This is a genomic window from Thalassospiraceae bacterium LMO-SO8 (assembly GCA_031655335.1).
Lineage (GTDB): Bacteria > Pseudomonadota > Alphaproteobacteria > Rhodospirillales > Casp-alpha2 > UBA1479.
Genome location: CP134226.1, coordinates 2,984,653 through 3,003,406, shown reverse-complemented (window position 1 = coordinate 3,003,406; position 18,754 = coordinate 2,984,653). Strand labels below are relative to the sequence as shown.

The following is an 18,754-nucleotide window of genomic DNA, read 5'->3' as shown; positions in this document are numbered from 1 at the left end:
CGGTGACGGCACCATGCGCGCTGTGGCGGTTCTGTCTCGTCTCGGTGGGTATTGAACCTGCGGCAGCTCTCGATGGGACCGTGCGGACCGAATGACGGGCAGATGCCCGAACGAGGGGGAGAGCGTGATGGTTGAAATCGGCTTGGCGATATCGCTGCTGGTTCTTGTGGGTGTGCTCGTAGCTATTGTGGGCCGACAGTACCGCGTGTTGTTTGTTGCACCGCTGTTGCTCATCATCGGCTTCGCGTTGCCCATCACCACAGCGACGCTTGTCGGGGCGCAGAATGTAAAGGTGGGCAAGGATGAGCATCTCAGCCATGGCTGGGATTTCTACACCTCCCACACGGAATGCGGCGGCCTGCGCCGTGACGGCAAGCCGCAGCCGCCCTGCAAATCGAAACACGCCATCTACGAAGGCCCGGCCCTGGGCTCCTGCCCGGCCGGGTCGATCTTCGACATCGGGCTCTGGCAATGCTGGTCCTGCCCAGGCGGCTTTACCAGGACCGCTGCCGCCGTCGATACTGACCGCGCGTGTGCGCGGCAGGCAACCTGGCAGGAATCCAACGTCAAACAACGTTTCAAACCGGCCACGAAGCTGGGGGATTTGTGCCCGGGCCCAACGGCACAATTTGAAAAGGCATTCTATGACAGCATCCGCGGCGGCGAATGCTGGTCCTGCCCTAAAGGATACGAGACCAATGTCCTGCCGCGTGTCGATGCCTGGGATAAGTGTACCCGGCCCTCCTCCGAGGAACTCCGCCGCCCAACGCGCATGTTCAACACTCTTTGGCCGCACGATTGCAAACCGGGTCAGTTTCACGATGCCTGGGACGGGGGCGCCTGTTGGCAATGCCCGAGCGGGTTCGTCCGTACCGCGCACCACGTCAATAGTACGAGTGGGTGCAGCAGGGCGATCCCGGCGGCGTCGGCGCGCGCCACGGTGCGCGGCATCGCCAAGTGCGAAGCCGGCACCATCACTGATCCGCGCAACGGTGGCGAATGCTGGAAATGCCCGGAAACCTATGACCGCGTGCTGTTGAACCCCATCACATCACCGCAAGCTTGCGAGACGACGCCGGGTCTGGTGGTTTCAAAGGCCAAATTCGTATCGGCACTGACCTGCCCCGCAGGCCAGCATTTCGACTTCATCAAGGTCGACAACACCTTCTTCAACAACATGAAGACCGCCGGCATCACCAGCCCCAGGGCCAAGCCGGCGCCGGACGGCGGCACCTGCTGGTCCTGTCCGGCCGAACACACGCGGACCTATGCACCGGTTTACAACCATGACGCCTGTCAGGGGCCGACCACGGAATGGTACGCGGCCCCCTTCGGCGAACCGGGCCTGTTCCGGCTGCCCGGCGCCGACGATGTCGTTCTGGAAATCCTGCGGGACGACCGGAAAAAGTTAGACGCCGCGATCCGCGAAATGGTCCGGTCCTGTGCCGAGAACAAGGACGATCTCGACGCGGCCAGGAACTGCAAACAGAACCCGGAAAAGGAAGTTGCCGAAGCCTGGGCGGAAATCGAGGAAACGCCCGGTGTCAGCAGCATTCTCATGAACATGGTGTTCGGGCGGATCGAACTGGCTGCCGCGAACCCGTCGCAAGTCCCATCCGACGCGCGCAAGGTAACCGCCGCCGACAAACGCCTGTTGGCGAGCTTCGCCGACTACGTCAAGAACCGTCGGATATACGTCGCGGAAGAAGCCTTGAAAGCATTCGATGCCTGGAGAACGGCCGAGGCCTACTGGAAGAAATTCGCGGAAAACTCCACGTCGGGCCTAATCACCACGAACGGCAAGAGCGGCGGGCCTGACTTGACCCAGGTGAAACCGGCGGACGAGCCGACGCCGCCCCCCGATTGGCACGAAATCGTCCAGGCCGCGACGATTGCCTCGGTTTCCGGTCTGACCGTCATTGCCGGCGGCACCATGGTTGCCGTCGCCACCAATCCCACCCTCAAGAAACTGGTCAGGCCCAACTACGGCATCCGTCAGGGCATAAAGAAAAAGGTCGTGGAAGGCATCAAAGAAGGTGGCGGGGAACTCGCCAAGAAAACGACAAAGCTATTAACCAAATCGCCTGTCGACGACGTCGCGGGAAAGGTCGCCCTCAAGGGGCTGAACAAGGCCTTGTCGAAGGGGGCCAGTAGCGTCTTCAAATTCCTGAAGGCCGCCGGCCCCGCCTTTGTCATTACCGCCATCATTGAGGTCGTGATCGAGGTCGCGACGAAGATGGACGAATACTCCAAGACCGACCGCGGGCATCTGTTGGCCATGCTCGCCCATGCCAAGCAGACACCGGACCTTACCCGCGACTTCCAGACCGAGGAACGCAGGTCCGTCCTGGAAGGATACTGGTTGCTGGCAATGTCGGGCCTGAGCGATCCGGCCGCCCACGTCATGTCCCGGATCAAATCCTATGCCCAAGGCAAGGAAGCGGCGACCCAATTGACGAACGTGACGGCGCCGACGACCGTCATCATGCAGGGTGACCCGGTCGTGACCCCGCTCAATACGGGCAATACGCCGAGCCAGAAGATTCAAGGCCAGACCATCCCCGTGATCAACGAGACGGCGAGCCTGCAGCCGGGCCGTGGCAATGATTGGGAACAGATCCCCGGCCGCGCCCATGACATCGCCCTCGCCACCGACGGGACCGTCTGGGTGATCGGCGACAACAAGGTGCCCGGCGGGAACGGGATTTACTTCCGCGGACCAAAGGATCGGGATTGGAAATCCGCACCCGGCGGCGCCGTGCGCATCGCCGTGGCCGACACCACGCCCTGGCTGGTCAACGACGGCGGCATCGCCTTCGAGCGCGCCGGCACGACCTGGGCCAATCGGCCGGTCCTGGCCGGCGGCAAGATCATGAAGGCCGTCGATATCGGCGCCAGCGCCAAAGGTGTCTGGGCCGTGGCGGAACCGACCAAGCAAGGGAGCTTCGCCGTCTATCGCTGGACCGGCAAGCAATGGCTCCGCGATCAATCGGCCTGGGGAACCCGCATCACCGTGGACCGTGACGGCAATCCCTGGCTGACCAACGCGGCCGGCCAGATATTCGCCCTGGTCAACGGCAAATGGCAGCCCTTCAACGGCACGGCACAGGACATTGCCGTCGATGCCTTCGGCGTCCCGGTGGTGGTCGATGCAAGCGGCAAGGTCATGCTGTTCGACGCCGCCGCCAACAAGTGGATGACGACAGGCCGCGATGCGACGGCCGTCGCCGTCGGCGGCGGAAAGATCTGGCACCTGGGTCCGAAAACCGAGGTGTACCGGCAAAAGTAGCGACGCCGCCTACTGCCGCATAATTCGCCGGCGGCCCGCCACGGGCCGCCGGCAGTATATGAGCATCATCGTAGAATGAATGCCGGGCAGCCTAGCGATACTGATAGGTTTCGTTTGACTTGGAAATCCGCCACAGCTGACCACCGCCGACACCGATGGCGACGGAATCCTTGTCGTCAGAAATTCGGTCCCAATCGCGCTTTGTGCCGTTGAACACGTACACGCCGCCACTCGTGCCGACGACGTATGCCGCGCCCCGTGCATCGACCGCCACATCCTTGGCGGCGCCCGGCAGCCTCTGCCACTTCAAGTTATTGTCGTGGACGAAGATGTGGCCTTTGTTGTTCACGACCCAGGGGCGACCGTCCTGATCGACATCGATCCGCTGGGCCTTACCCGAAACAAGATTCCAGTTGTTGCCCACGCGTTGATAAATCTTGTCATCGGTACCGGTAATCCACACGCCTTTGGCGCTGGCGCCGATGTCTTGTGCCGCGGGGCCGGAGACCTTTCGCCATCGGGTGCCCGACTGAACATAGATCCCGCCCTTGTCGTTCACCACCCAAGCCTCTGTCCCGGAAACCGCAACGCGAAGCGCCCCTCCGATAATCTTGGTCCACTTGCTATCGGTCTTGGCGCGTTTGAACATCTGATATCCGCCGTTCGTCTTATTCACGCCGATCGCATAGACAGTACCGTCGGAGCCGACCGCAACATCAAGGGCCGCACCGGCGACCTTCTCCCAACTCGGCGCGCTGCCCGAGGCCCCCGCCACCACTGTGCGGTCGCCTTCCAAGGTCACGCTCGGCACCACGGGAACGTCTATGACGATGTTCGTGCCATTCACGTTCACGGTCGCCGTGTTGCCCGTCGACGACTGCGTCGGCACCAGCGCGGCCCAGGTGCGGGCGTTGGGCTTGTAGTACTCCTGGGTCATCAGCGCCCAGTTGCTCAGGACCTCCACCCTGCCCTCTGGGGTCAGGATCAGGCGGGACAGGTTCACCGGCTTCTTCGACGTCTCCAGAGCGTCGTTGACAATGGATATCTGTTGGTTCTGCGCCAAGGTGTTTTCCGTCGCGATGCTGAAGATTACCGACGCGGCCGTCATGACCGCGAAGGGAGCGGCAAAGGAGCCGATGACCCCCGCTCCGGCCTGGGCTGCGGCGGCTGCGTGGGTAATCGCGGCTCCGGCCTTCTCCGCGGTTTGTTGGAGTGAGGCAATTTTCTGCACCCAATTGAAGGGTCTTATTGCTACCGCCGCGCGGGCCGTCAGCTGAGCGAACGCGGGCGACACGTTTTCGAGCGCATACGCGCCGAGGAACGCAGTCGTCATCGCCGCGGCGGGCGCCAGATGCATGACGTTGGCGACCAGGCTTTTCAAATCCGGTGGGGCGACGCCGACGTCATAGGCACTGTGCATACTTCTTGTCGCCAGTGCCGATGTGCGCGCCTCCTGGCCGCGGGTCCAGCTTTTCCAGATGCTGTCCATTTCCGAGGCGGCCAACTGGCGCGACTGCTGAATATAGACGGCCATGTAGTTCAGCAAGTCCCGCTCGGGCTTGGTCCTCGGGCCATTCTTGATCAGATCGAAAACGCGTTGGTAGACGGCCGCCATCAGGACCGAGGAGCTTTCGGGCCCCGTCCGAATATGCTCCCAGGCGACGTCTCTGAATTCGGTGGCCTCGGCACCGCTCACCTTTTCCGCCTTGATGGCCTCGTCGAGGATCTTGTCGATCCGCGTGCGCTCCTTGATGACCTCGGCCGCGATCTCGTGGCCGCCCGGCAGCTTGAACAACCCGTTCGGCGTACGCTTGGCCGCTTCCCAACGGATGTTGGTGAATTCGCAGGCCTTGTTGGTCTTAACGCCGGAGACCGAACGCACGGAATTCTCGGGGCACTCCCAACACGTTCCCCCGTCGATGAAATCGAAGTGCTCGCCGGCCTTGCAGGTCAGCGCCGCCGTTTGCTCGGCCGGCTTCAGGTCCTCGTTACGAAAACAGGCATTGTTGGCGGTGACCGCGGCGGCAGTGCGGCGGAACCCTTCGGGGCAGGAATAACAGCTTCCGTTCAGGTCTGTGATCGTGCCTTCCGGGCAGACCCGGTCGATGAATTCAGCCCGGCGCGCGCTTGCGCCAAACTTGCCGCAGGCATCCCAGGCGTTGACCGCGGACAGGGTCCGGCCGAACCCCGACGGGCATTGCCAGCATTCGCCGCCGTTGCGGGGGTCCTTGAAGGTGCCGTTCGGACAGGATTTGTGGCCGCTGACCCGCCTTGCGTATTTGTATTCAGCCCTGACCTGTTTGGAACAGGCCTGCGGAGTATCGACCGCGAACGCCGTTCGGTTGTAGCCGCTGGGGCATGTGAAGCAGGCCCAGGTGCCGATATCGAAGAACGACCCGCTCGGGCATTTGCCGACGGCCTTACCGGTATACTTCGCACTTTCGAAACCGCACGAATCTAAAAGCTTGCCCGTGCGTAGATCGACCCCACCACAGATCGCGTGACCCTGACCGGTAAAGGCTGCCTGCGTCTGCTGCGCCGCCGCGTCGGACGGGTTCGCCATGCCGGCGAACGCAATCAGGGCCAGCAACGCCCCCCGCGCCAGGATGGGGAAAAATACAGACTTGAAAAGAACCCTCATCGGCCATTCCTCAATTCTCAATATCGCGTCTTGTTTCACCACGGCCCGCACCCTGCGCGCCAAAATCGGCGGGCCTTCGTTCTTCGTCCCCCGAAAGAAAATTTGCCAGCAGACGTCACCCCACGCCGCATGCTCTTCAGGTTGGAAGGCATGGTCCGATCAGAAGCACTCTATGTATGAAATGCCGGCTAGAGAACGCACACGGCACGTTGCATCTCTTTATTCGGCGCTTTTGGGATACTGGATACAGTTTGTGGATACGGCCGCGTAATTCAGGCGCACTTTCGGACCGTTTCCGACGGTAATTCGCCGAACTGGCGACGGTAAATCTCGGCGAATCGCCCCATATGCCCGAACCCCCAGGACCGAGCGATTTGCGCGATGGTCGCCCCGTCTCCGCCGCCGTTGAGCAAGGCGCCATGAACCCGTTTCAGCCGGACAAGCCGCAGATAGGCCATGGGTGACATGCCATAAACATCCTTGAAGGCGTTTTGCACGGTTCGATAGCCGCATCCGGCCGCCGCCGCGATATCGGCCACGCCGACCGCCGTATGCGCATGGGCATGGATGTAATCGCGCGCCCGTTTGACGTGATAAGGCAAGGCCACCCGTGTTGCGCAATCCGCAATTGCGTCGGAAAAATTGTTGGGCAGCAACGCCAGGACCTGGGTCAGAAGCAGTTCTTCCATTTGCCGGGCAAGGATCGGATTGTCCATTTCCCGAAGCGGGCCGTCCAAGGCGTTCGCGACAAAATGCACCGTGTTGCGGAATTGACGCCCGCCCGGAGTCGTCATATCGATCCCTTCATCGAATATCACCGGGGCCGCCCCCACATCGGCGCCGATCACCGCACGAGCATGCTGGCTCACTCTTTCTTTCGACATCGGCAGGGCAAACCCCGAGAGCCCCTCCTGCGTCACCATGATCGAATGGGAAAGGTCCCGTACGACGCCCCGCGTCGTGGAGAAGCCCATTTCCGTATTGCCGAGGCGCAAGTTACCACCGCCACCCGTCACCACATAGAATAACAGCCCGTCGTCCCCCTCCTCGCCGGAGGAAACGTCGATCCGAACGTCGCCGTACCCGAAATGCAGAAGATTGAGATTCCCGAACGACGCCACGGCGATTCTGGCGGACAAGGCGGCTCTGTCACCGCGCACGTCGAATTGATGCCGCCCCGCCAATCCCGCAACGGCGTGGTGCAATTCGTCCATATCATCGGTCGCCATGACCGTATGGTTGTCCAAATAGGCCACATCGCCTCCTCCGTCCCGTCACTCGGGACTGCCATTTTCATGTGGCGTTCAAATCGGCTAGCGAATTGCGTTACACAGTATACGTTTCGGCACAGTTCGGGAATGACGAGCATCACTCGCGTCCCTCACCTCCTACCCTTGCATGAGGCGCCTTGGGCCGAGACGACAACAAGCCCCTAATCGGCCGATAGGGGCTTGTTGCCAGTTTCGAGAGCGGGATTTGGCGCCTGCGGGCCATCACCCGCATCTTTGCGATGGTCGCGCCATGTCGCATGGGCACCCGGACCTCACCGCCGGCCCATGCCCCGTCACTTGCTTTGTCGGGATTTCAAGTAGCGGCGTTTCAGCATCGGACCGAAGACCACAGCGACCGTCAACGCGACCAGGATCAGGCTCGTGGTGTTGGCGAACAGGATCGTCCAGTCTCCCCGGCCAATCCGCAAGGCAAGGCGCAGGTTCTCCTCCGCATAGGAGCCCAGGATCAGCCCGAGAACGACCGGCGGCAATGGGAACTTCAGTTTGTCCATGACGTAGCCAATCGCACCGAAACTGAGCATGAGGTAAACGTCGAACATGCGCCCGTTGATCGAATACACGCCGATCAGCATGAGCACGATAATAACCGACCCCAGAAGCGGCCGAGGCAGGTTCAAGAGCTTGGCAAAGCTGTTGGTGGCGAGCGAACCACCCAGAAGAACCAGCAGGATCGCACCGAACAGGAATTGCCACATGAAGCCGAACACAACGGTCGGGTTCTCACGGAAAAGCATCGGTCCCGGCTGCAATCCATGGATCAGCAGCCCGCCGAGCATCACCGCGGCAACGGCGGTTCCGGGGATGCCGAGGGTCAGCGCCGGGATGAGGGCAGAGGCCGTGTCCGCGTTGTTCGCGGTCTCGGATGCGGCCACGCCTTCGGGTTCGCCGTGGCCCCAAGTGTCCGGGGTTTTGCTGCTCCGGCGCGCTTCGTTGTAGGACATGAAGGCCGCCATCGAACCGCCCGCGCCGGGCAGGATGCCGATCCAGATACCGATGAGCGATGACCGGATCCAAGTCTTCCAAAACCGGAACATGCGCGGCAGGCTGCGCCAGATCGGCTCCGTACCCAATTTTTTGTCAGTGACCTGGTCGGTCTTCAGCGGCACCTCAAGAAGGTCGATCACCGGGGGCAAGGCATAGAGCCCGACCAGCAGGATCACGATGTTGATCCCGTCGAGCAGTTCAAGATGATCGAAGGTGTAGCGGTCGGCGCCGGAAATCGGATCCGTTCCGACGACCGACACAAAGACGCCGAAGCAGGCGCTGATCAATCCCTTGATCGGGTTCCCGCCCAAGAGAAAGATGATGCTGGCGAGCCCGAAGACGGCGACCCAGAACACTTCTGACGGACCAAACAACAAAGTCACCTTGGCAAGGGGCGGCGCCAACAGCATTAAAGCAAAGGCGCTCGCGATCCCGCCGATGGCCGAGGACACCACGGCGACCTGGAGGGCGAAACCACCTTCCCCCTTCTGCGCCATGGGATAGCCGTCAAAGGTCGTGGCGACGGCGGCCGGCGTGCCCGGGATACGCAACAGAACGGCCGGGATGGCCCCGCCGTACATGGCACCGTTGTATATGCCGGCCATCAGCCCCAGGGCGACCAGCGGCTCCAGGCCAAAGGTGAACGGAACCAGGACCGAGATGGCCATGGTCGCGCTCAGCCCCGGCATCGCGCCCACGACGATGCCGGCGACGACCCCGATGACCAAGGCGATGAAATTGTAAAGGCCGAGAACCGCGGGCAGCGCATCGAGCAGGTCTGAATACATGAGAACCTCAACTCTTCCAAAGACGGCCGACGGGGAAGGTCTGAGCCATCGCGACATCGAAAATCAGATAGATCGCGCCAAGCACGATGCATGTCGCCAGCGCGAGGCCGGGCAAGCTGCGATAACCGAATACATAGGCAACAAGCGGAATAACCACGGCGGTGCTGATATAAAAGCCGACGTAGTCGGTCGACAGCGCGTAGCACACGATCATCAGGAACGCGCCCAGCACGCGTTTTGGGGACGCCGTCATCGGCGGGGCATCCTCGCCCGCGCCCGCCGCGCGTTGATCGACGAGCAGCAGGAACAGAGACAACACGGCCATCCCGATCAGCATGGTCGCCGGAAGAAAGGCCGAAATCGGCTTTAATGCTGCGGTCGGGGCCATGAAGGCCACAGCAACGGCGATAATGCCGAGGGCCGTCAGCGTCTCAGGCCGAAACAGCCGAGGCCTGCGGGGATTGGACATGGTCGTTGATCCCTAAATCACGTTGGATGATTGGCGAGGGAGACGGGCCGCGCCCCCCTCGCGCAACATATCACTTCCAGGGAGTGGTTTCCCAAACCCCCTTGGCCAAGTCATAAAGCTCCTTGGTCAATGCCTTGAAGTCATCGCCGGTGACGACCTCGACCGGGTTGGCCGTGGCCTTCATGGCTTTGAGGAATTCGGGATCTTTCGCGGCTTGCTTAAAGGCGTTGATCAGCTTCGCTTCGACGTCCTTGGGCAGGCCCTTCGGCGCGATGATGCCGCGCATGGAACCGTTAATCAGGTTCAGCCCCTGTTCCTTGAAGGTCGGCACGTCGGGGGCGAACTCCGAACGTTCGGCCTGGGCGACGCCCAGGATATTCAGTTCATCCTTGAACTTGGCGACTTCCGAAACGTTGAGGATGCCCATGATGACGTGCCCGCCCATCACGGCGGTGCGCGCGGGGGCCGAGCCCTTGAACGGCACGATGGTGAATTCCGTGTTCGTCTGTTTCTGCAGCTTGATCAAGGTGAAGTGATCGTCGCCGCCCAGGCTCGACATCCCGACGGTGACCGCACCGGGCTCCGCCTTAGCCTTGCTGATCAGTTTTTCCAGCGTATCGATACCCGTGCCCTTCGAGGTAACGATCACGTTGGGGTCGTTCACCACGTTGGCCAGATAGGTGAAGCTGTCAACGCTGTAGCCGGCCTTGCGGTCGATCGTCCGGGCCATCATTCCCGGCAGGTTGAACGTGCCGAGGGTATAGCCGTCGGGTTCCGAAGTGGCTGCCTTGGTGACGCCGATCTGGCCGCTGGCGCCGGGCATGTTCTTGACCACGATGCTGGCACCCTTGCCAAGATACTTTTCGATGAAAGGCATGGTCGTGCGGGCCATGACATCCGTGCCGCCGCCCGCGGAATAACCGACGATCACCTCAATCGGCTTTTCGGGGTATTCGGCCAGGGCGGCGCCCGTGCCGGCGGCCATCAGCATGGCACCGGCGAACGTCGCTTTTGCGATTACTTTGAACATCTCTCTCTCCTTTAAATTCACGTCACGAGTCTTACGGAAATTCGCAGCCGCGCTCTTTTAAGGCGGCGTCTACCCAGCTGCGGTCATTGGTGCCTTCGGCGATGGCTTTCATCTGCTTGGTTTCAGCATCCAGCTTCGCCTGGGCCTTGTTGAGTATCTCTTCGGCATGGGCCTGCGGCACGGCCAGCACGCCGTCGCCGTCACCGAGCACGATGTCTCCCGGTTCGACCGGCATTCCATCCAGGCTGATCGGAACGTTGATTTCACCCGGACCGTCCTTATAAGGACCGCGGTGCGTGACACCAGCGGCAAACATCGGAAGATTGGTCTCGCGGATGGCATCGGCGTCACGGATCGCGCCGTCGATCACGAAACCGGCGACCCCACGCTTTATCGCATGGGCCAACATCATCTCGCCGATCAGCGCGTTGGTCAGGTCACCGCCTGCATCGACGACGATCACGTCGCCGGGGCCCGCCATATCGATGGCCTTATGCAACATCAGGTTATCACCCGGGCGCGACCGGACCGTCAGCGCGACCCCGGCCATGCCACCCGACGCGTGCATCGGCCGAAGGCGTGAACCGCCCGCGTAAAGACGCCACATGGAATCGGAAACATTGGCCACGGGCAGCTTGGCAAAAGCTTCGACCAGTTCCTTGGAGGCCGTTTGGTGACGGGTACAAATTCTGAAACCGATGGACATCTTCACTCCTATACTGTGGTAAGAATTTTGGAGGCGTCGGCCAACAGCGAACGGTTGGCGACCCTGTCAGACGGAACGGGCGTTCCTTCGAGAACCTGGATAATCCCGCGCACGGCATCGACACCGACCCGCGCGCCCGCTTCGCGCGTCACGCCGCCGATGTGGGGCGTGACAACGATGCGCGGCTCTGCCCAGAACGGATGATCGGCCGCCGGGGGTTCGGTCGCGAACGTGTCCAGGCCCGCGCCGGCCAAATGGCCGGACTGCACCGCTTCCAAAAGGGCCGCCTCGTCGATCAAGCCTCCCCGCGCGGTATTGATGACGTAGCTGCCTGCGGGCATCTTCGCGATGGCGGCGGCGTTCACGATCGATCGGGTCTGATCGTTCAAGGGACAATGCAGGCTCAGAACGTCGGCATCGGCGAGCAGGTCATCGAACGTCGCGCACCGGCGAACGCCCAGGTCTTGGAAAACCTCGTCTTTGGCGAAAGGGTCGTGACCGATAAGTTCCAGGCCAAGCCCCTTGGCGATGCGGCACGTCGCCTGCGCGATCGCCCCCATGCCCATGAGTGCCAGCGTCGCTCCCGACAGTTCCCGTCCGAGGAAGTTGGGTTTCTCCCAGCGCCCGTCACGCAGGCTGGCGTCCAGAGGAAGGATCAGTTTGACCGTCGCCAGAAGCAGCGCGATCGCATGCTCGGCGACAGAAACGGCGTTTGCGCCCGTCGCGACCAGGACCGGAATGCCGCGTTCACCCGCCGCGGCCAGATCGATGTTGTCCACGCCGACCCCGTGTTTGGAGATCACGCGTAATTGCGGAGCTGCGTCCATGACGTCGGCATCAAGCCGCCCCATGCGCGAGACGACCCCGACGGCGCCGGTCTCCTTGAGAAGCGCCGCAATGATCTTGCCGTCGGCGTAAGGTGGGGTATGCACCGTCCGAAAACCCCGTTCGGTCACGAACCGCGCCGCACTGGGATCGAGTTCCGGTCCGGTCACGAGAATCGTCTTGTTCATCGCGTCCATCTCCTGGCCCCCTGCGCCGCAGGAAGCCTCGGTCATGCTGAATTTTTCGGTAATGCTCGCGACGGCCTCCCAGCCTGCGCGGCCCCGCGACAACCTCCCAGCTCGCGCGGATATGCTCTTCGATCAGCATTTTATATGCGACAGAAATTCTTTATAATAACGAATAATTTTTGTTATCAAATGAAGCAAAACTTAATTTGATATAGATACGCGCCAGCTCAAAACCCTCCTGGCAATCGCGACGAACGGCACCTTCGCCAAGGCGGCCGACGTCGTCGGATTGACACCCTCGGCGGTCAGTCAGCAGATCCAGGCCTTGGAGCAGGAAATGAACACGACGCTCTTCGTGCGCTCCTCGCGTCCGCCCAAGCTGACCCCTCAGGGATTGCAGGTCCTTGAAATGGCAAAAGAGATGCTGCAGGCCGAAGAGAACACCAAGGCCGGCCTACGGGGCGATCGGATAGCCGGCACGTTGATGCTCGGTTCGGTCCGGTCGAGCGCGCTCAACCTCATTCCAACATCCATTGTGCAGATGCGTGCGCAGTACCCGGGGATAAAGATCAACCTGCGGGTATCTCTCTCGACGCCCCTTATCGCGGACGTTGCATCCGGACGGCTTGACGCCGCCGTCGTTGCCGAACACCTGGGCTTTCCGTCGGCCCTTCGATGGAGCCCCTTCCTCCGCGAACCCCTCTGGCTGATCGCTCCGGAAGGGACCGACGCATCCGAACCGATCGAATTGCTCAAGAACCGCCCTTACGTCCGCTTCAGAAGCGACGTGCCGTTGGCAAACCTTATCGATACCGAGATTTCGCGCCTTGGAATTGTAACCCAGGACGTCGCCGAGATTGACACCATCGCCTCGATCGTGACCTGCGTCCGTCAGGGCCTGGGCATCTCGGTCGTCCCCCATGTCGCGTTACAAGACCCCGAGGACCGGAACCTCGTGCGCTTTCCCTTCGGTCGGCCACAGGTGACGCGGCAGATCGGGATTGTCGAGCGAACCGTCTCGCCCCGCGGGGAAATCATCGCCCGCCTGCATGCCATTCTAGCCAGTCTGTGCAGCGAACATGGCGTGGGCCGTGAATAGACCATGGCGGTTTACCCCACGCTTCCCAGGCGCAAAAAACGCCTTAGTGGTTTCCCACTAAGGCGTTTTTGTTTTGGTTGCGGGGGCAGGATTTGAACCTGCGACCTTCAGGTTATGAGTTTAACGGTCGATTGATTGCAAGAGCTTGAGGGAGATTGCAGGAAGTATATTAATTGTTATTTTTCAATATATTGAATCACTTTTGTGGCTTGACGACGATTTGAAACGGAGTCCAAAATTCCCTCTCGTTTGATTTCCATATGATTTCCGCAGGGGCATCTCATGAAACTCTCGAAGGCCCGCATCAACTCTCTCGAGGTCGAGAACAAGGACTACTGCGTCTGGGACAGTACCCTCCCCGGTTTCGGCGTTCGGGTACGCCCGAGCGGCACCAAGACCTTCATCCTGCAATACCGCAACAAGTTCGGCCGCCTGCGACGTTACACACTGGGGCGTGTCGGCCAACTAACCCTGGACCAGGCCCGGGACGAAGCCATTCGCCTTCGCGGCGGGATCTCTCTCGGCAACGACCCATCCGATGCCCGCGCCCAGCTGCGCCAGGGCGATACGATGAACGATCTGGCAGACAGATATCTCGAGGACCATTGTGAGGGCCGATGCAAGGAAAGCACGAAAAACGCCCACATATGGTTACTGGAGCGGTATATTAGACCTAAGTTTGGTGCTAGAAAGATAAATGAGCTGACGGCGCAGGATGTGGCCACTCTGCACCGCAAGCTCAAAGACACGCCCTATAACGCCAACAGAGTCCTGGGATTGGTCAAGGCGATGTTCAACAAGGCGGCCCAATGGGGGTTGATCGAACCCCACTGCAATCCGGCCCTGTCGGTGAAGGCTTACCGCGAGCGCAAGCGCCAGCGATATCTCACGCCGGAAGAGTTGAAAGGCCTGTTCCGCGTCATCGACGAACAGGAGCGCCTGAAACTCATCGATCCTTATCAGGCCGGTGCCATTCGCTTGCTTGCCCTGACCGGCTGCCGGCTGAGCGAGATCCTCACTCTCGAATGGGACGCCGTTGACCTCGCAAACAAGCGGCTTCTCCTCGCCCAGCACAAAACCGACGCCAAGGGGCTTAAAGCGATCCCACTTAACGAGCCTGCGATCGAGGTTCTCAAGCAACTCGCAAAGACGACCAAAGAGCTTGCAGAAGCGCGCCGGCGCAAAGGCGAGAAAGTCGTCGACAATCCATATGTCATTGCCGGCCGCAAGGACGGCACCCACCTGGTCAACCTTCAGAAACCCTGGGGCCGCGTCCGTAAAGCTGCCGAGCTAGAGGATGTGCGCATCCATGATCTGCGTCATAGCTTTGCGAGCGCAGCCGCCTCGGCCGGCATTCCTCTGCAGATTATCGGCGGGCTTCTCGGTCACTCCAGCCCGCAGTCGACGGCACGATACGCGCACTTGGCGCAGGATCCCGTGAAACAGGCCTCAGACATCATTGGTAAATTGATTTGGACGTAATATGGCGTGGAAGAAAAGTTCACCGGATGATTTTTTTGGCTGTTATTGGGCCCTTCACCCAACCTACCTTTATGTCCACTTCCTGCCTGATACCGGAATAGCGTGGGAGTACCTCCGCCGAAATACTGAGTATCAGACGGACTACGATCTTTTCTATAAGGAGTATATTGCGAAGCAGGACGTTGAACGAAAACTATGTTCAATTTCTTCTCTCGCCCAAATGGGTCGACGTATTTCTTTAACCCGGGCAACAGCTCGCTGGGAAAAGCTCAGAGATAGAGCATCCTCAATTAAGAATGCGATAGAGCAAAAATGGGGCCTTATGGAGTACCAGGACTACTGCTTGCGGGGCGACGAAGTGAACGCTTTTTGGAGCCCTCAAGCTAACAAGGCTTCCGTTGAACTTAAAGCCAGCACTCCAACTTCTCGAGACCGTCGGAAGCAGTATCCCATCCCTTATTTTAGAGCCCATGTTAAGACGCTGTTCAAGGCTGGGGTCGCGCACGTCGTTACCAGAAAGCGCGGATATCCTCATTATTTCTTTGGCGAAAGAATTCCCCTTTCTATTACCCGCGCTGAGATACGCTCCAACTCCCAAAGCAAACAAGCTGAAGCCGTCCGCCGGAGGTTAATTCGATACCTAGGGGACGATGACGACAATGAACCAGCAGACGATCCCTCTGGCGTTATTGCTAACCGTAAAAGGCATGTCGAGTGCCTTAGAGTCTATGACGGGATTCGAGAAGGCGCTTCAAGACGGCAGATCGCCGAATCAATCTTGGGCGAAGAGGCAATAGAAGAGCTATGGAACGACCCCGACTGTCGGCTCAAAAATTGGTTCAAATACAGATTGAAACGGGCTACCGAACTCATCGACGGAGGCTATAAGGACATATTGTCTTCCGCTGATCATTGACAAAATTCTGCAAAAATTTCTCCCTGCCGACTCAGGTAATCATTTCCCAACATGGCCTCCGTTCAACATCTAAAGGAGGCTAAAAATGCCGAACAAGGTTTCTAAAAACTCAATTCCAACGTTCAAGGAGTTGCTTTCGACCAGAGTAGATTGGCTTCTTGGCGCTGCTGATACGAAAGAGGCGTCTGAAATCACCAGCACGCCGATCGCGTCTTTAGTAACCATGCGATCAATCGGAAACGGCCCCAAGTACTTTCGACCCGCTGGACATCGAGCCGTTCGCTACTTGCGGCTCCACTTATACGAATGGATGCTCGAAGAGGGCTTCAAAGCGAACACTGCTGACTGTGGTTCTGGGGTCGACTTAAGCGACTTATTTGATGAGCGGGGAAACGGCCATGTATCACCGTCTTAATGATACTTCGGATCATCTTTGGGGAATCAGACAACAACAAGCTCCCGCAATCACCTACCATCCCCTCCATTGTCCGGGAGTCGCCGCGTTATCCCTAGTTTCTCACTCCTGCAATCTCCCTCAAGCTCTTGCAATCAATCGACCGTTAAACTCACGCGCTTATGGGTCGGCTGCGATCTGCCTACCCGACGTGAGAAGGGATAGGGATTGGAAAGCTGACTGCATCTTGATGCGAACCTGCGTTTCACCTTCATCCGCTGATGTCTGGCACTTCGTCCAGTGCAATCAATGGAGGGAACGATGGTCCTAAGCCAACCTAAAGAGAAGACCATCTGTATCCGAGTATCGCTCGCCCAAGATGAAATCATTCACTCGGCCATGGCTCACGAGGGCATTCCATTCCTGAGCCAATTCGCCAGAGCCGCGATGTTGGACTTGGCAGAACGGATATTGGCGCCGATAGACTTGGCAGATGTCCGGGTAACGAGGGAAATCGAGGATCAGAAATCTCAGCTCCGCCGGATGCTTCAGGAGCTAGAGTCCGCACACTCACGGGGCGTTGAGAAAATAGCCCCCTATCATTTGTCGAGCTTATTTGATCTAGCCCGCGCCTTCCTTCGTAATGTTGAGAGCCTTTTAGCGTCAGGCCGCAAATTTAGGTAAGGGCCAATGAACCATGCCTACACAGAAGCACAGGGCGGCCGATGGCCGCCCTGCTCACTTCCACTTCGATACATTGGCGTCTATATCGAATGTCCTCCCCGAGATCGGGTTTTCGGGGGCTGTTTCCGTTTGTCGTTCAATTGGCTGCTGACAGGCTTTGTGACACTAAGCCCCAAATCTGCATCGTTATCTTGCCGGTCATCCACTTGAGGCAGTGGCAACCTGCTTACTGGAGCCGGACGCGGCACGACCCACTTCATCGCATCATCTCCAATTTGGAACTCTTTCATATCATCGCGCAGGCGAAGCTTGATATCGTCGACAACCTCTTTCGGATATCCACGCTCATCGGCTATCCGGGCAAGCCGATGAACACTGGAACTGAGGCGGCGGCGGTCCCGCCTTACGCGCTTTAACTGGCGCCCTTCTGGTTCCGGAGCGAGATCGCGAAGTTGAGAACCTTGCGTTAGCTCTTCATAAACAATCGGCAATGAAACCTCGCGGAGAAATCGTTTCAGAGCCTTCTTGGCTCGGGGCCACCCCTGCCCATCGATCAATCTTCCGAAGGTTTCAGGCTTGTTCAACAGATACCAAATAGCCAGATTTCGGTTTGGATGAATGACATTTTCCGCTTCGTCACGCTTTCCACCTTCTTGCGCCAAGCGCACCCACAATGAAACCGCATCAATTGGGTTTTCATAACCTTCCAAAAAAGTCTCATACAATGCGTGAAACCGGATCGGGAGGGCCTCTTTATCGAGCTTAATGCGCCGTTGCATGATTCTGTGGGCAAGCTTCGATGACTTAAGTTCCCTGAAGAACACAGAGCCAGAGTTACCTAATTGTTGCCAGTTCTCGAGCACCTCTTCCCCAAAATCTCTCCACCACTGAGGTGCTCGCTTCGTGAGATCACCGCCTCCTGTGTTAGCCTGGGAAATGCTATTGTCGTTCCGAAGCTGTTCATCACCGACCAAGATATGACGGCGAAGAAAATTGTCATCTTCCCGCCGTGTTGCAATGAACCCCAGGCCACTAATTCGAAGCTCTCTAGCGAACTCAACCCGCATTGAGTAGAGATAGTCGCCATGCAGGTCACAGCGGATACGTTGACCGTAAGAAGATAGCGCCTCCACCACGATATGTGCGTGGATGCGGTCTTTTCTATCGAGATGAATGGCCCACAGGCATTGATGGCCTTTGTCGGTGAACATAGTTCCGACTGCCGCAGAAACCGCCAATTGAAAGGACAAATAGGTTTCTTTATGCGGTCGGTCACATTGTATAGACCAAACAAAGTGCCAAGCTTGGATATTCCGATATCGTTTACGGTGCTCCAGCGCACGGAACGCACCAATATCTCCATCGCGCCACAATTTCCGCGCAGCCTTTGATAAATTTTCTCGATTACCCTTCAATCTCCAGGCGTCAAGTTCACCGTCCACGCTATCGACAGGGATCTCAACGCCGTAACCGTTGAACAACTTGACCGGCTCACGCCCAGTACCCGAAAGACCTGCCGCATCTGTCCGGGAGATATATCGGACCAGGATCCGAATACCCGCGATTGTCTTAGGCGGGCCTTTGGTCGCCTTTACAATAACTTCCCGCCCGGCAGCATCGTACCGGTTTGTCGCGACCTGGATACGTGTCCGCAAGGCGCGATCACTGAGCAACGGCGCGATCGTCTTTCGTCGCAGGCCCTTCGTAGCTTGGAGAGGGGCGGTGCCGCCCTTGCGTCGTTTCCTCGACAACAATCGCTCCCACCTGCGTTCTTCCGCTTCATCGTAGCGACCCATTTTAGGTCGCAGAAAATTATCGTCTGCTGGTTTCATAACCTTATCTCCACCCAATAACGTGGTTGGAAAAGGCTATCTGCCGATTTCGGCGATGTCTGTATTACATTTGCGACAAAGGTGGCGGGGTAGCAGCAGTAAAATTCGTAGGAAGAACCGAGCGGGCATCAGAGT

The 18,754-nt window shown here is 59.1% G+C and carries 13 protein-coding genes; 5 read left to right on the top strand and 8 right to left on the bottom strand.

Features of this window, described 5'->3' with window-relative positions:
• Positions 1-127: 127 nt before the first annotated feature.
• Entirely contained in the window at positions 128-3,289 is a 3,162-nt protein-coding gene (locus RJ527_14365) for a hypothetical protein (GenBank protein WND75208.1), read from the top strand.
• A 91-nt stretch (positions 3,290-3,380) separates the two neighbouring features.
• On the opposite strand, the gene RJ527_14360 is transcribed toward RJ527_14365, so the two are convergent.
• From RJ527_14360 to RJ527_14330, 7 genes are all read right to left on the bottom strand, one after another.
• Positions 3,381-5,972 carry a tectonin domain-containing protein gene (locus tag RJ527_14360; GenBank protein WND75207.1) on the bottom strand — a complete coding sequence of 864 codons (2,592 nt, stop codon included), beginning with the start codon at positions 5,970-5,972 and terminating at the stop codon, positions 3,381-3,383.
• 230 nt (positions 5,973-6,202) lie between these two features.
• Complete coding sequence (locus RJ527_14355) at positions 6,203-7,159, bottom strand: helix-turn-helix transcriptional regulator (GenBank protein WND75206.1); 957 nt, start codon at positions 7,157-7,159, stop codon at positions 6,203-6,205.
• Between the two features lie 335 nt (positions 7,160-7,494).
• Positions 7,495-8,994: a tripartite tricarboxylate transporter permease gene (locus tag RJ527_14350; protein ID WND75205.1), complete on the bottom strand. Its 1,500-nt coding sequence runs from the start codon at positions 8,992-8,994 to the stop codon at positions 7,495-7,497.
• A gap of 7 nt (positions 8,995-9,001) precedes the next feature.
• Positions 9,002-9,463 (bottom strand): tripartite tricarboxylate transporter TctB family protein, encoded by a 462-nt coding sequence (locus RJ527_14345; protein ID WND75204.1) that lies wholly within the window; start codon positions 9,461-9,463, stop codon positions 9,002-9,004.
• A 70-nt stretch (positions 9,464-9,533) separates the two neighbouring features.
• On the bottom strand, positions 9,534-10,493 hold the full coding sequence (locus RJ527_14340; GenBank protein WND75203.1) for a tripartite tricarboxylate transporter substrate binding protein: 960 nt from the start codon (positions 10,491-10,493) through the stop codon (positions 9,534-9,536).
• Positions 10,494-10,524: 31 nt separating this feature from the next.
• The gene (locus tag RJ527_14335) at positions 10,525-11,199 is read right to left on the bottom strand and encodes an RraA family protein (protein ID WND75202.1); all 675 of its coding nucleotides are present in this window, start codon (positions 11,197-11,199) and stop codon (positions 10,525-10,527) included.
• 8 nt (positions 11,200-11,207) lie between these two features.
• Entirely contained in the window at positions 11,208-12,257 is a 1,050-nt protein-coding gene (locus tag RJ527_14330; protein ID WND75201.1) for a hydroxyacid dehydrogenase, read from the bottom strand.
• 292 nt (positions 12,258-12,549) lie between these two features.
• On the opposite strand from RJ527_14330, the gene RJ527_14325 reads away from it, so the two are divergent.
• The 4 genes from RJ527_14325 (at position 12,550) to RJ527_14310 (ending at position 16,124) form a co-directional block, all read left to right on the top strand.
• Positions 12,550-13,311 carry a LysR substrate-binding domain-containing protein gene (locus RJ527_14325; GenBank protein ID WND75200.1) on the top strand — a complete coding sequence of 254 codons (762 nt, stop codon included), beginning with the start codon at positions 12,550-12,552 and terminating at the stop codon, positions 13,309-13,311.
• Between the two features lie 282 nt (positions 13,312-13,593).
• A complete protein-coding gene (locus tag RJ527_14320; protein WND75199.1) occupies positions 13,594-14,793 on the top strand; it encodes a tyrosine-type recombinase/integrase in 1,200 nt (399 codons plus the stop codon).
• A 1-nt stretch (position 14,794) separates the two neighbouring features.
• Complete coding sequence (locus RJ527_14315) at positions 14,795-15,709, top strand: DUF2285 domain-containing protein (protein WND75198.1); 915 nt, start codon at positions 14,795-14,797, stop codon at positions 15,707-15,709.
• Positions 15,710-15,794: 85 nt separating this feature from the next.
• Positions 15,795-16,124 (top strand): hypothetical protein, encoded by a 330-nt coding sequence (locus RJ527_14310; protein WND75197.1) that lies wholly within the window; start codon positions 15,795-15,797, stop codon positions 16,122-16,124.
• Positions 16,125-16,867: 743 nt separating this feature from the next.
• On the opposite strand, the gene RJ527_14305 is transcribed toward RJ527_14310, so the two are convergent.
• Positions 16,868-18,619, bottom strand: coding sequence for a hypothetical protein (locus RJ527_14305; protein WND75196.1), 1,752 nt, complete (start codon positions 18,617-18,619; stop codon positions 16,868-16,870).
• Positions 18,620-18,754: the final 135 nt, after the last annotated feature.

Coding starts and splice junctions, on each gene's coding strand:
- RJ527_14365 (WND75208.1), top strand. CDS start 128: ATGGTTGAAATCGGCTTGGCGATATCGCTGCTGGTTCTTGTGGGTGTG.
- RJ527_14355 (WND75206.1), bottom strand. CDS start 7,159: ATGGCGACCGATGATATGGACGAATTGCACCACGCCGTTGCGGGATTG.
- RJ527_14350 (WND75205.1), bottom strand. CDS start 8,994: ATGTATTCAGACCTGCTCGATGCGCTGCCCGCGGTTCTCGGCCTTTAC.
- RJ527_14345 (WND75204.1), bottom strand. CDS start 9,463: ATGTCCAATCCCCGCAGGCCTCGGCTGTTTCGGCCTGAGACGCTGACG.
- RJ527_14340 (WND75203.1), bottom strand. CDS start 10,493: ATGTTCAAAGTAATCGCAAAAGCGACGTTCGCCGGTGCCATGCTGATG.
- RJ527_14335 (WND75202.1), bottom strand. CDS start 11,199: ATGTCCATCGGTTTCAGAATTTGTACCCGTCACCAAACGGCCTCCAAG.
- RJ527_14330 (WND75201.1), bottom strand. CDS start 12,257: ATGACCGAGGCTTCCTGCGGCGCAGGGGGCCAGGAGATGGACGCGATG.
- RJ527_14325 (WND75200.1), top strand. CDS start 12,550: ATGAACACGACGCTCTTCGTGCGCTCCTCGCGTCCGCCCAAGCTGACC.
- RJ527_14320 (WND75199.1), top strand. CDS start 13,594: ATGAAACTCTCGAAGGCCCGCATCAACTCTCTCGAGGTCGAGAACAAG.
- RJ527_14315 (WND75198.1), top strand. CDS start 14,795: ATGGCGTGGAAGAAAAGTTCACCGGATGATTTTTTTGGCTGTTATTGG.
- RJ527_14310 (WND75197.1), top strand. CDS start 15,795: ATGCCGAACAAGGTTTCTAAAAACTCAATTCCAACGTTCAAGGAGTTG.
- RJ527_14305 (WND75196.1), bottom strand. CDS start 18,619: ATGAAACCAGCAGACGATAATTTTCTGCGACCTAAAATGGGTCGCTAC.